The 13,654-nt window shown below is 73.6% G+C and carries 9 protein-coding genes; 4 read left to right on the forward strand and 5 right to left on the reverse strand.

The genetic code is table 11. From position 1 onward, the window contains the following. Positions 1-187: 187 nt before the first annotated feature. Genes ACFC2L_RS02740 through ACFC2L_RS02760 form a run of 5 tightly spaced genes read right to left on the reverse strand, consistent with a single transcriptional unit; the run spans position 188 to position 5,595 of the window. Positions 188-1,327: a LacI family DNA-binding transcriptional regulator gene (locus ACFC2L_RS02740; protein WP_375822716.1), complete on the reverse strand. Its 1,140-nt coding sequence runs from the start codon at positions 1,325-1,327 to the stop codon at positions 188-190. Next, positions 1,327-2,541: a sugar ABC transporter permease gene (locus ACFC2L_RS02745; RefSeq protein WP_375822718.1), complete on the reverse strand. Its 1,215-nt coding sequence runs from the start codon at positions 2,539-2,541 to the stop codon at positions 1,327-1,329. Before ACFC2L_RS02745 ends, ACFC2L_RS02740 begins: the two co-directional genes overlap by 1 nt. Beyond that, positions 2,538-3,350, reverse strand: coding sequence for an ATP-binding cassette domain-containing protein (locus ACFC2L_RS02750; protein ID WP_375822720.1), 813 nt, complete (start codon positions 3,348-3,350; stop codon positions 2,538-2,540). The genes ACFC2L_RS02745 and ACFC2L_RS02750 overlap by 4 nt, the downstream gene beginning before the upstream one ends. Beyond that, a complete protein-coding gene (locus ACFC2L_RS02755; RefSeq protein WP_375822722.1) occupies positions 3,347-4,480 on the reverse strand; it encodes a substrate-binding domain-containing protein in 1,134 nt (377 codons plus the stop codon). Before ACFC2L_RS02755 ends, ACFC2L_RS02750 begins: the two co-directional genes overlap by 4 nt. Beyond that, positions 4,477-5,595 carry an ROK family protein gene (locus ACFC2L_RS02760; protein WP_375822724.1) on the reverse strand — a complete coding sequence of 373 codons (1,119 nt, stop codon included), beginning with the start codon at positions 5,593-5,595 and terminating at the stop codon, positions 4,477-4,479. Before ACFC2L_RS02760 ends, ACFC2L_RS02755 begins: the two co-directional genes overlap by 4 nt. A 373-nt stretch (positions 5,596-5,968) precedes the next feature. Between ACFC2L_RS02760 and ACFC2L_RS02765 the strand changes: the two genes are divergently transcribed. The 4 genes from ACFC2L_RS02765 to ACFC2L_RS02780 all read left to right on the forward strand — a co-directional run bounded on the left by ACFC2L_RS02765 (position 5,969) and on the right by ACFC2L_RS02780 (position 13,578). Continuing rightward, the gene (locus tag ACFC2L_RS02765; protein WP_375822726.1) at positions 5,969-7,267 is read left to right on the forward strand and encodes an ABC transporter substrate-binding protein; all 1,299 of its coding nucleotides are present in this window, start codon (positions 5,969-5,971) and stop codon (positions 7,265-7,267) included. 140 nt (positions 7,268-7,407) lie between these two features. Beyond that, on the forward strand, positions 7,408-8,310 hold the full coding sequence (locus ACFC2L_RS02770) for a carbohydrate ABC transporter permease (RefSeq protein WP_375822728.1): 903 nt from the start codon (positions 7,408-7,410) through the stop codon (positions 8,308-8,310). After that, positions 8,307-9,215, forward strand: coding sequence for a carbohydrate ABC transporter permease (locus ACFC2L_RS02775; protein ID WP_375822730.1), 909 nt, complete (start codon positions 8,307-8,309; stop codon positions 9,213-9,215). Before ACFC2L_RS02770 ends, ACFC2L_RS02775 begins: the two co-directional genes overlap by 4 nt. Positions 9,216-9,603: 388 nt before the next feature. After that, on the forward strand, positions 9,604-13,578 hold the full coding sequence (locus ACFC2L_RS02780) for a discoidin domain-containing protein (RefSeq protein ID WP_375822732.1): 3,975 nt from the start codon (positions 9,604-9,606) through the stop codon (positions 13,576-13,578). Positions 13,579-13,654 lie beyond the last annotated feature (76 nt).

Here is a 13,654-nt window from a genome sequence, read left to right on the forward strand (position 1 = left end):
TCATGCTCGCGATCTCCTTCGATCATCTGACAGCGCTGTCAGGCTGCAGGGGTGCCCCTGACAACGCGCAGGGGGGAAGCGTTGTCAGGGGCAGCCCGAACTTATGCGGCGGCGACGGTCTTTGTCAACGCGACCGGAGCCTCCGGGAGCGGACGGCCCAGGGCCCCTCGCTCCCGGCACGACGGGCCTAGGCTCCCGGGCCGGAGACCTCGCCCGTGCCCCGCACGACGAGGCGCGTGGGCACCACGACGAGGCGCGGGGCCAGCTCCGGGCTCTCCGCCCGTGACACCGCGAGCGAGGCGGCCTGACGCCCCATCTCGACGACGTCGTACCCCACGACGGTCACGTCGAGAAGGTCCGCGAGCTCGAAGTCGTCGAAGCCCACGAGGGCGACGTCCGCCGCCCCGCCCGCGGACACGCGGTCCCGCAGCGCGTGGAGCGCGCCGACCGTGATCTTGTTGTTCGCCGTGACGAACGCCGTCGGGGGCTCCGGCAGGGCGAGGAGCTCCGCGACGAACGCACGCGCGAGGTCGGCGTCGTGGGCGCCGTCGCGCACGTAGCGCGACGGGTCCTCGACGCCCGCGCCGCGCAGCGTCGCGACGAACTCGTCGCGACGCTCCTGGAACGTCCACAGGCGGGAGACGTCCCCGACGAGCGCGATCCGCCGGTGCCCGTGCGCGAGCAGGTGCGTGACGGCGTCGCGCACCCCGCCGCGGTTGTCGATGACGACCGTGTCCGCCTCGACGCCCTGCGCGGGCCGGTCGATGAAGACGACGGGCAGGCCGTCGTCGAGCTCGCGGCGCAGCGACGAGTGGTCCGTCGACGTGGGCGTCACGACGAGGGCGCCCACGCGGCGCTCGACGAGCGCCTCCGTGAGCGAGCGCTCGCGCTCCGGCTCCTCGTCGGAGCTCGTCGTGATGAGCTGGAGGCCGTGGTGGCGCAGCTCGCGCTCGATCCCGCTCGCGAGCGCGGAGTAGAACGGGTTCGCGAGGTCGCCGGTGACGAAGCCCACGAGCCGCGAGGACCCGCCGCGCGCCAGGTCGGCCGCCACCGCGTTGCGGCGGAAGCCGAGCCGCTGCGCGGCCTCCTGCACCTTGGCCCGCGTCTGCGGCGCCACGTTGGGCTCGTCGTTGAGGACGCGCGACGCCGTCTTGAGGCTGACGCCTGCGACCTCCGCGACGGCCGCGAGGGTCGGCCGTCGGCCTCCCCGCCCTGCGTGCGGGCGCGCCGCCGTCTCCGTCGGCGCGACCGTCCCGGCACCCGGCGCCGTGGCCGCGCTCCCGCCCGGCGGGAGCGTGCCCGTGCTCTCCCCCTGCATCACCATCATCAGACCTCCCGTCGACCGCGGATGAGCATGTCGACGACGATAGCGAGCAGGAGCACCGCTCCGGTCACGATGTACCGCGTCGCCGTGTCGAGGTTGAGCAGCGTGAGCCCGTTGGCGATCGACTGGATGACCAGCACGCCGAGCAGCGCGGACCACGCGCTCCCGCGCCCGCCGAACAGGCTCGTCCCGCCGATGACCGCCGCGGCGATCGCCGTGAGGTAGGTGTCGGCGGCGCCGGTGCCCTGGTTCGCGGCGGCGAGGCGCCCGGCCGCGAGGATGCCGCCCAGCGCGGCGAACGTGGAGCAGGCGACGAAGCACGAGACGACGGTCCGCCGCACCGCGACGCCCGCGAGGAGCGCGGAGCGCCGGTTCCCGCCCACGGCGCGCACCGACCGGCCCCAGCGCGTGCGGCGCAGCAGGACGTCCACCACCACGACGAGCGCGACGAACAGCACGACCGTGTAGCCGATCCCGCGCGCGGTCCCCAGGTAGGCGACCGTGCCGACGAGGACCGCGGCGAGGACGGCGGTGCGGACCGCGATCCGGCCGAGCCCGGGGCTCGGCAGCTCCGCGCGCACGCGGCGCCGGTGGTCGACGACGCGCAGCGCGGCGTACCCGGCCACCACCACGACGACGAGCGCCCAGGCGGCGGTCGGCGCGAGGAAGCCCTGCTGCACGGTGCGCACGAGCCAGGACTCGAACGGGATGTTGATCGAGCCCGAGGGGCCGAGCACCCGGAGCTGCACGCCCGCGAGGACGAGGAGCCCGGCCAGGGTGAAGACGAACGACGCGAGCCCGAGGCGCGTGGACAGCAGCCCGTACCCCAGGCCGACCACGACGCCGACCGCGAGCGCCGCGAGGATCGCGAGGCCGACGGGCCAGTCGAGGTTGACCGTCCCGACCGCGAGCACCGCGGCGGCGAGACCGCTCACGGAACCGACGGACAGGTCGATCTGGCCGACGAGCAGCACGAGGACGACCCCGAGCGCGATGATCCCCGTGGGCGCGCTCTGGAGCGTGAGGTTGACCAGGTTCTCCGCCGAGAGGAACGCCGGGTTGATCGCGCCGAGCACGACCCAGATGAGCAGCAGCGCGCCGACGATCGGGAGCATGCCCAGGTGGGCGCCGCGCAGCTGCCGGACGACGCTGCCGGACAGCGCGCCGGTCGACGTGCGGTCGAGCGCCGCGCCGGAGGTGCGGCCGGGGACGCTCATCGGTGCACCGCCCCGGTGCCGCCGGAGCGCCGCTCGCGCCCCGGGTCGGTCGCCGGCCGGGCCGTGCCGCCGGGCCGCGCGGGCCGGACCGCGCCGGTCATCGCGGCGAGCAGGTCCTCGTAGGACGTGTCGCCCGCGAACTCGCCGTGCACGCGCCCGAGCCGCAGCACGAGGATGCGGTCCGCGACGGCCTGCAGGTCGCCCGCCTGGTGGCTGATGAGCACGACGGCGTGGCCGCGCTCGCGCAGCTTCTCGATGAGGTTGAGCACCTCGGCCGTCTGCCGGACGCCGAGGGCCGCCGTCGGCTCGTCGAGGACGAGCACGCGCGGCGCGCCCAGGAGCGCCCGCGCCACGGCGACGACCTGCCGCTGCCCGCCGGACAGGGTGCGCACGGGCTGGCGCACGGACGGGACGGTCGCGGCGAGCTGGTCGAGCAGGCCCCAGGCCTCGCGCTCCATGGCGATCTCGTCGAGGAACGGGCCGCGCAGCGTCTCCTGCCCGAGGAACACGTTCTCGACCACGTCGAGGTCGTCCACGAGGGCGAGCTGCTGGAACACCGCCGCGATGCCGTGCGCGCGCGCCGCCGCGGGCGAGTCGAGGACGACGGGCGCGCCGTCGAGCAGGACCTCGCCCGCGTCGGGCCGGAACGCGCCCGCGACGACGCCGGCGAGGGTCGACTTGCCGGCGCCGTTGTCGCCCACGACGGCGAGCACCTCGTGCTCGCGCACGTCGACGTCCACGTCGACGAGCGCGCGGACGCCGCCGAAGTTCTTGGAGACCCCCCGCAGGGACAGTACGGGCGCGCTCACGGGGCGGCCTCCAGGAGTCCCGCCTCGACGCACGCGTCGACGTAGTACGGGGTGCAGATCTCGTCGACCGTGTACACGCCGCCGTCGACGATGACGCGCTGCACGTCGTCGATCCCCACCGCGCGCGGCGCGAGGAGCAGGCTCGGGACGCCGTCGATGCTCGCGGTCGCGCGCGGGTCCTCGCCGCGCAGCACGCGGACGGCGAGCTCGGCCGCCGTGCGCGCCTGCTGGGCCGTCGCCTTGTACACGGTCATGTACTGGTCGCCGGAGACGATGCGCTGGACCGCCGCGAGCTCGCCGTCCTGGCCCGTGGTGGGCGGGACGGGGTCGAGGCCGGCGGCCTTCATCGCCGCGATCGCGCCGCCCGCGATGCCGTCGCTCGCCGCGAACACGCCGTCGACACGGCCGCTGTACTGCGTGAGCTGCCCCTCGACCCACTCGGTCGCCTTGTCGGGGCTCCAGTCGGGGGTGTCGTACTCGGCGAGCACGTCGATGTCCTCTCCCTCGAGCGCGCGGTGGGCGCCGGCGGCGAGCTCCGCGGCGTTCGGGTCGGTCGGCGAGCCCTGGACGAGCAGGACGCCCGGCCGCCGGCCCTGCGCCGGCGGGTCCTGCTCGGCGCGGTCGAGGACCGCGCCCACGAGCGCCTCCCCCATGAGGTACCCGATGAGCTCGTTGTCGAACGAGACGTAGTAGTTCGCGCCCTCGACGAAGCGATCGTAGGCGATGACCGGCACCCCGAGCCGCTGCGCCTGGGCGACGATGCTCACCGCGGCGACCGCGTCGACCGCGTCGAGGACGAGCACGTCGGCCCCGCGGGCGAGCATGGACTCGGCCTGCTGCTGCTGGTTCGCGGCGTCCTGGGCGGCGTTGGCGTACAGGACCTCGCACGTGGGGCAGCGGCGCTCGACGACGCCCACGAAGGTCGGGCGGTCGGTGGTCTCGTAGCGCGCGGTCTTCGCCTCGGGCAGCAGGAGCCCGATGGTCCCCTCCGACGGCCCGGAGGGCGCCTCGGGCGCGGCGCAGCCGGCGAGCACGAGCAGCGCGACGACGACGGCGGCGAGGGCGCCCGTGACGGCCGTGCGGGCCCGACGGCGGGCCGTCCCCGTGCGTGCGGCGCTCGCCCCGGTCATGCGCTCACCCCCAGCGCGCCGCTGACGCGCGCGAGGTCGAGCGCGACGGCGAGCGCCCCGCGCACCTCGGCGGCGGACCCGAGCTCGGACGCGACCACCTCGACGGGGCCTGCGGTGCTCGGCACGGTCCGCTGCTCGAGCGCCGTGCGCAGCGGGCCGAGCAGGGCCTCCCCCGCCTCGGCGAGCTGTCCCCCGACGACCACGATCTCGGGATCGACGAGGTTGCACAGGTTGGCGGCCGCGACGCCGAGGTGCTGGCCGGCGTCGAACAGGACGCGCCGGCACCCGGGGTCGCCCTCCTGGGCGCGCGCGATGACGTCGCGCAGGGTGAGGGGGCCGCGGCTCTCGGAGAGCATGGACAGCAGGACGCCGGCACCGACGTACATCTCGAGGCAGCCCCGGTTGCCGCACCGGCACACCGGGCCGTTCTCGTCGATGGTGACGTGGCCGATCTCGCCCGCGACGCCCGCGCGCCCGTGCACGACCCGCCCCCCGAGGACCAGCCCGCCGCCCACGCCGTGGGAGACCCGGAGGTACGCGACGGCGTCGTGCCCGACGGCGGCCCCGAACCGGGTCTCGGCGAGCGCGCCGAGGTTGGCGTCGTTGTCCACGGTCACGGGCGCGCCGAGCTCGGCCTCCAGGACCTCGGGCACCACGACGCCGTCCCAGCCGCGCATCATGCCGACCGTCGCGATGCGCCCCGCGCGCACGTCCACGGGCGCGGGCACGCCGACACCGACGGCGAGGAGCTCGTCGGGGGCGGCGTCGACGGACGCGACCATCTCCTCGACGAGCAGGGCGGCGCGCTGCAGCCCGGTGTCCGCGCGGTGGTCGGGGGCCAGGGGCATGCGCTGGTCCGCGAGGACGCGCATGGACGCGTCGGCGAGCGCGACGCGCATGGACCGTGTGCCGAAGTGGACGCCGGCGACGAGCCCGAGGTTGCGCGCGAGCGTGACCTGGAGCGCGCGGCGGCCGCTGCGCGTGGACGGCGAGGTGTGCAGCACGCCCGCACCGGTGAGCTCCTTGACGATGTTGGAGACGGTGGCCGGGGACAGCCCGGTGACGCCGGCCAGCTCGATCTGCGTGAGGGAGCCACGCTGCTGGACGGCGCTCACGATCCGAGCTCGGTTGGCCTCACGCAGTGAAGTCTGCGAGCCCGGGGTCACCCGGTCAGCGCGCACGCAGGTCAGGATACCGCCGGGGCACCCCCGTCCAGGTGGGACAGGCCGGGTCGTGGACGCTGAGCCGATCTTCTGAACGAACTGGACAGCGCTGTCACCCTACGTCAGACTCGGCAGAACCGCTGGTTGCGTGCAGGACGTGACGCGAAGATCACGATTCAGCGACGCTTGCGTTCATTTCTTGACATCAAGCGGCAGCGGGTCGTTGTATGGGCAGCGGGTTCGAGGGCGCGCCGGTGCGCCCGGCCGACGAGACGTGGTCGTCTCGACGGTCCCCCACGACCGAAGAAGGCGTAGGGAAATCACGATGCGAATCGATCGCAGGACGAGCGCGACGGTGGCGACGGCCGCCCTCGTGGGTCTCGCACTCGCCGCGTGCAGCGGCGGTGGTTCCGGTGACGGGGGTACCGGCGACGGAGGCGCTTCGGGGGGCGGCGACGAGGTCGAGGTCTTCACCTGGTGGGCCGCGGGCTCCGAGAAGGCGGGTCTCGACGCGCTGGTCGGCGTGTTCAACGAGCAGCACCCCGACGTGGAGTTCATCAACGGCGCGGTCGCCGGCGGCGCCGGCTCGGCCGCGAAGGACCTCCTCCAGTCCCGCCTGCAGGCGCAGGACCCGCCGGACACGTTCCAGGCGCACGCCGGTGCCGAGCTGCAGGACTACATCGACGCCGCGCAGATCGAGGACGTCTCGTCGCTGTACGACGAGTTCGGCCTCAACGACGTCTTCCCGGCCGACCTCGTCGACCGCCTCAAGTCCGACGACGGCGCGATCTACTCGATCCCGTCGAACATCCACCGCGCGAACGTCGTGTGGGCCAACCCGACGGTCCTCGAGGCCAACGGCGTCGACCCGGCCGCGACCTACGCGGACCTCGACGCCTGGATGGCGGACCTCGACAAGCTCAAGGCCGCGGGCGTCACGCCGCTGTCGGTCGCGACCACGTGGACCCAGGTCAACCTGCTCGAGACCGTGCTCCTCGCGGACCTCGGCGCCGAGGGCTACAACGGCCTGTGGGACGGCTCGACCGACTGGGAGGGCGCCGACGTCACAGCCGCCCTCGAGGACTTCGAGAAGCTCATGAGCTACACCAACACGGACCGTGACGGGCTCGACTGGCCCGAGGCGACCCAGATGGTGATCGACGGCAACGCCGCGTTCAACGTCATGGGCGACTGGGCCGTCGCGGCGTTCGAGGAGCAGGGCAAGACGCTCGGCACCGACTTCACCGCGTTCCCCGTCCCGGGCACGGACGGCGTGTTCGACTTCCTCGCCGACTCGTTCACCCTCCCGGTGGGCGCGCCGCACCCCGACGGCGCCAAGGCGTGGCTCGAGACCGTCGGCTCGCTCGAGGGCCAGGTCGCGTTCAACAAGGCCAAGGGCTCCATCCCGGCGCGCACCGACGCCGACCCGAAGGAGTTCTCGGAGTACCAGCAGACGGCGATCGAGTCGTTCGGCAACGACACGATCGTGTCCTCGCTCGCGCACGGCGCCGCCGCCCCGGTCGCGACGCTGAACGCGATCTCCGACGCGACGAGCAAGTTCACGTCCGGTGGGTCCGACCTCGCGACCTACCAGTCCGAGCTCGCTTCCGCCGCACAGGGCTGACACCGCTCCACCGGAGCCGCCGCGCGTCGTCGGGAACCCTCCCGACGGCGCGCGGCGGACCCGCGCGACCGGAACGCGTCCCCGGGACGCCGGTCGCCCTCGCGCGCCGCGTCCCACACCCACGACCGGGAAGACCCACCATGCTCAAGTCACTGCGACGAGCCGGCCCAGCGCTGCTGATGCTCACCCCCTCGCTGATCCTCGTCGGTGTGTTCGTGTACGGACTCATCGGCGCGAACTTCAGGACGTCGATCACGGACAACCACACCGCGGCGCAGGCCACCGGCCAGAAGCCGTCCGTGGTCGTCTGGTTCCAGAACTACACCGACCTGCTCGGCAGCGAGGCGTTCCAGCACTCGCTGAAGAACCTCGTCCTCTACACCGTCGTCTTCCTCGTCGGGACGCTCGTCATGGGCTTCCTGTGGGCCTGGATGCTGGACAAGCCCGTCAAGGGGGAGGGGATCTTCCGCTCGGTCTACCTGTTCCCCATGGCCGTGTCGTTCGTCGCCTCCGGTGTCGTGTGGCGGTGGCTGCTCAACTCGAACCAGGACGAGCAGGCCAGCGGCCTCAACCGGCTGTTCCAGATCGTCGGCCTCGACTTCCTGCAGAACAACTGGTGGAACAACGTCACGTGGGGCATCACAGCCATCGCGATCCCTGCCATCTGGCAGCTCTCGGGCTACGTGATGGCGCTCTTCCTGGCCGGGTTCCGCGGCATCCCCGACGAGCTCCGGGAGGCCGCCCGCATGGACGGCGCGAGCGAGTGGAAGCTGTACCGCCACGTGCTCTTCCCGCAGCTCTCGCCCATCGCGCTGTCGGCGCTCATCATCATCGGCCACATGTCGCTCAAGGCGTTCGACCTCATCATGTCGATCTCGAAGCCGGCGAACTACCAGACCAAGGTGCCGGCCGTCGACATGTACGTGTTCAAGTCGAGCTTCGACTACGCCAACGCGGCCGCCGTCGGCTCGATCCTGCTGATCATCGTGGCGGTCATCATCGTGCCCTACCTGATCCACACCAACCGTCAGGAGAAGCGATGACGACCGCCACCACCGAGCCGGTGCCCGCCACGCCGACCGGCACGAGCGGGCGCCCCGTCGACCTCCGCCCCGACGGCGGCAAGGAGCGCTTCTCCGCGGGCCGCACCCTCAAGTACGCGGTCCTGATCCTCTTCCTCGTGATCGTGCTCATCCCGGTCTACGTGCTCTTCGTGACGAGCTTCAAGGGTGCGGGCGACGCCTCGCCCGCGCGCGCGTGGTCCCTCCCCCAGGTCTGGACCACGGAGAACTGGCAGACGGCGTGGACCGCGCTCTCGCCGGCGATCTGGCGCACGGTGCAGATGGTGGTGCCGTCCGCGCTCATCGCCGCGTTCCTCGGGTCGCTCAACGGGTTCGTGCTCTCGCGCTGGTCCTTCAAGGGCGCGAACGTCGTCTTCACGCTCATCCTCTTCGGGATGTTCATCCCCTACCAGGCCGTGATCATCCCGCTCAACCAGCTCGTGCTGGGCCTCGGGATCCCGAGCGGCGTGCCGACGCTGATCCTGCTGCACGTCATCTTCGGCATCCCCATCACGACGCTCATCTTCCGCAACTACTACATGACGGTCCCGCACGAGCTCGTCGAGGCCGCGCGCGTGGACGGCGCGGGGATGCTGCGCACGTACTGGTCGATCATCCTGCCGATCTCGATCCCGAGCTTCGTGGTCGTGCTCATCTGGCAGTTCACGTCGGCGTGGAACGACTTCCTCTTCGCCGTGTTCTTCTCGTCCAGCCAGAACGGCCCCGTGACGCTCGCGCTGAACAACCTGGCGAACGGCGCGCTGCTGCAGAACTACGGCGTCTCCATGGCCGGGGCGCTGTTCGCGTCGCTGCCGACGCTGCTCGTCTACATCGTCCTCGGCAAGTACTTCGTCGGAGGCCTCATGTCCGGCTCGGTCAAGGGCTGACCTCCGGTCGAGCCGAGCTCGCGGGGGGCGGGCGGGACCTGGTCGCACCGGGTCCTGCCCGCCCCTCCGTCGTACCACCGACGAGCGACCCGTCACCGGGCGAAGTCCGCGGCACTCCCTTCATTCCCGGGAGAACCCCGCCTATACTCACTGTCGACAGCGCTGTCAGGTGGCCTCGCGTCACCACGTGCGACGTCGCACCACGAGAGGAACGCACCGCGTGAGCACCCCCCGCCCCGCCTGAGCAGCGCCCCCCGACCCGCGCGGGGGCGCCGGTCGTCCGACCCTGGACCGGCGCTCCCCGCGCGAACCCGCACCACCCCCACCCCGCCCGCACGACCCGCCCGAGCACCAGCACCGTTGCCGCTCGACGACGCCCGGAGGCCCCATGACCCGCCCGCCCGCCCCGCCGCCAGGACGGCGCGCACGACGCCGCGCCACCGCCGCCGTCGCGCTCGCGACCGCCGGAGCCCTGCTGCTCACCCCCGCGGTCGCGCAGGGCGCACCGTCGGCCACGTCCCCCGCGGCCGCCACGGCGGGGATCGACGCCACGCCCGCGTTCGGCGCCCCTGACTCGACGGCCGCCGACTACTACGGTGCGCTGCTGCGCCACACTCGCTGGGTCGAGACCGTCTGGGACTCGTCGGCCGGGGTGTACCAGCTCAAGGACTTCAACTTCGCCGTCGTGCTGGGCAACGCCGTGCTCCTGACCCACGGCGAGTACGACGCCGAGCTCGCGGGCATCCCCGAGGAGACGCTCCGCGCGCACACGCTCGCCACGATCCGCCACTACGCGGCGACCAACCGGTTCGTCGACCCGGCGGGCACCTGGGGCAAGAAGCTGTTCTGGGACTCGACGTTCCAGTCGTACTTCCTCGCGGCCGGGACTCTCCTGTGGGACGAGCTCGACGCGACGACGCAGGCGAACCTCACGACGATCGCGACGAGCCAGTCGAAGTACACGGCCGACCTCGACTTCGGCAAGGACCCGCTCTCGGGCTCCTGGACCGCCGACTGGCCGACGGGCAAGCACGAGGGCGACACCGCGCAGGAGGAGGTCGGCGTCTACACGCAGGCGCTCGCCCCCGGCCTCGCCTGGGCCCCGGACGACCCCGACGCGACGCGGTGGGCCGAGCAGCTCGGCGACTGGGGCCGCAACGCGGCCGGCCAGCCGACGGCCGACCAGAACAACCCGGCCGTCGTCGCGGGCAAGGCCGTCTCGACGAACACCATGCAGACCATCCACGACACGTACCTCGTGGAGAACCACGGGTCGTTCGGCCCGCACTACCAGTCCGACATCTGGCGGTCCGGCGGGCGCAACGCGATCCACTTCCTGCTCCGGGACGAGCCGCTGCCGGAGATCCTCACGCACCAGCCGAACTCGGCGGAGCTGTGGGAGTCGATCAAGCTCGTCATGTCCGACGCGGGCGAGCCGTTCATGCCGATGGTCGCCGACCGCGAGTACCTCTACGGGCGCGACGCGATCCCCATGGCGTTCCTCGGCCAGGTGCTGCGCGACCCCGACGCCGCGCGTGCCGAGGCCAACCTTGCCGCAGCGCTCGAGGACTACCAGTCGTACGCCCCGGTGTACCGGCTCGCGAAGTTCTCGGGCGAGCCCAAGTACGAGCCCGAGGCGCGCGCGGAGATCGCCATCTCCTACCTGCTGCACGTCGAGGCCGCCGAGTCGCCCGAGGGCTCTGTCGAGCCGACGCCGCAGGACGAGTTCTTCGAGCGCCTCGCCGGGGTGCGCGACTTCGGCGCCGGCCCCGGGCTGACGGTCCAGCAGTCCGCGGACGCCTGGGCCGCGGCGTCGAGCCGCAAGGGCTTCGTGAAGTTCCCCTGGGTCCCGGGGCACGACTCGTGGCTCTTCCACGTCTCGGGCTCGACCCCGTACCTCTACCCCAGCACCGGCGCGACCGTCGACGAGCGGCACGTGACGACGTACACCGGGCCGCGCGACGGCTTCGAGGGCACGTCGTCGGTGTTCCGGGTCGGCAGCGGGTACGCGGGCCAGGTCACGCTCCCGACCGGGGCCGCCGTCTACGCGTCGACCGGCGCGGGCACCGAGGACGCGAGCCTGTCCGTCCGCAACCTCGACATGAACGGGTACTCCGGGCTCGACGGGTCGCGCACCTACACGACCGCCGAGGGCGAGACCACCGCGACGCTCCCGGTGACCCGCCCCGCCGACCCGGCGGACGCCAAGGCCGCGCGCGTCGACGACCTCACGTTCGCGCCCGTCACGGCGCGGTACGTGCGGCTCCTCGGGCAGCAGGGCCACCCGCAGTACGGCTACTCGATGTTCGCGTTCCACGCCTACGGCGCGGACGAGGGGTCGGCGACCGACCTCGCGGCCGGCAAGGTCGCGACCGCGTCGAGCGAGGACGTCGGGGGCGGTCGCCAGGCCGCGCGCGTCACGGACGGCAACCCGTCCACGCGGTGGGCCGTCGCGGTCGGCGAGCGCACCCGCCCCGACTCGTGGATCCAGGTCGACCTCGGCGAGGAGACCACCGTCGGCGGCGTCCGGTTCGCCTGGGAGGCGAGCGCCGGCGCGCGCTACCTCGTCCAGACGTCGACCGACGGCGAGACCTGGACGACGGCCACCGCCTACGGCAAGGCCCCGGCGGACGTGAACGTCGCGCGCCTCGACACCGTCGACCTCACCCCGGAGGGCGCGGACGAGCCCGCGCCGGTCACCACGCGCTACGTCCGCGTGCAGGGCGTGCGCGGCGACGCGGCGTACGGCTACTCGCTCTACCACCTGCGCGCGTTCTCCCCGGCGGGCACGGACGTCGCGGCGGGCAAGCCGGCCACCGCGTCGAGCGCCAACGGCTCGAACCCGGCCGGTGCCGTCACCGACGGCTCCGCCACGACCCGCTGGGCCGTCGCGGTCGCGGACCGCACGAAGCCGGACTCCTGGATCCAGGTCGACCTCGGCGCCCCCACCGAGGTCAGCCAGGTCCAGCTCGGCTGGGAGGTCGCCGCAGGCCAGGAGTACCGCGTGCAGACGTCGCTCGACGGCCAGTCGTGGCACGACGCCGCGTCGTTCCGGTACACCGGCGACCAGGTGCTCAGCAGCGACGGTGACTGGCTCAACGTCGAGGGCGAGGCAGGGTTCGTCGTGCGCGGCTCCGACGCGCCGGTGACCGTGTCGCGCGCGACGGACACGCGCCACGTCGTCCGGCTCACGGACGGCGCGACCGGCCCGCGGCTCGTCGAGATGGTCCCGGGCGACGCCGCGGCGACCGCCGCCCAGGCCGGGGCCCACGTACCCACGGCCGCGGACCCGGCGGTGCTCGTGAGCGCCGTCGACGGCTACGTCGTGGCGTTCAACCTCACGGGCGCGGACGTCGCGACGACGCTCACCGTCCCGCACGACGGCGGCGCCGTCCCCGTGTACGCGGGCACGCAGGCTGTCGGCGCCGAGGCCTCGACGCTCGACGTCACCGTCCCCGCGGGCGACGCGGTCGTCCTCGCACCGCGCGCCACGGTCGCCACGCCCGCCGGGCGGGCCCCGGCGGACGTGACGGTCGCCGTCGACGACGCCCGCTCGTTCCGCGTGAGCGGCGACGGGACGCCGGTCGAGCTGCGCCACGCCGAGACGGGCGCGACGCGCACGGTCGGGGCGACGGCGTCGGGCACGCGGGTCACGTTCCGGGACGCGACACCGTTCCCGGTCGCGGACCGCGCGCTGAGCACCCTCACGTTCCCCGCGTCGGTGCTGCCCGAGGGCATGACGTCGCCGTCGCTCGCCGTCGACGGCGACGCCGCCACGGCGTGGGTCCCCGGACCGGACGGCCGCATGGTCACGGACCTGGGCGCGCCGCGCGAGATCGGCACCGTCGTCGCCGCGTGGGAGCGCGGCGGGGCGCCGGAGTCGGTCGTGTCCGTGAGCGACGACGGCCTGACGTTCACCGACGTCGGCACCCTCGGCGCGGGCGACGTGCGCGGCACGCTCGCCGTCGACCGCACGGCGCGGTACGTCGCGCTGAGCACGGCGTGGGCCGACGGCGACCCGGGCCTCACGGCCCTGCGGGTGCTCGCGCCCGGCGCGGCCGACCCGGCGTCGCCGCCGGCGGTCGCCGTCACCGCGACGGCCGAGGTCCGGTGCCTCGCCGGCAAGCCGTACGTCGCGGTGCGGGTCGTGAACGACGACGACACGCGCCTCGACGTCGAGGTCGCCACGCCGTGGGGCTCCAAGAGCTTCCCGGCCGTGGCCCCCGGCAGGAACGCGTACCAGTCGTTCGCCGTCCGCGGCGACGCCGACGGCGAGGTGACGGTCACGGCCGCGGCGTCGGACACCGTCGACGAGCGCGAGACCGTCGCGACGCCGGAGCACGACCGCCCGACCTGCGGCTGACCCACCCCCGCCGAACCCGGGGGGGGGGGGGGCGGGGGCCCGCCCCGGCGCGGGGGGCGCGCGGGGGGGGGGGGGC

The sequence above is a fragment of the Cellulosimicrobium sp. NPDC055967 genome (assembly GCF_042269845.1).
In the GTDB taxonomy this organism is placed as follows: domain Bacteria; phylum Actinomycetota; class Actinomycetes; order Actinomycetales; family Cellulomonadaceae; genus Cellulosimicrobium.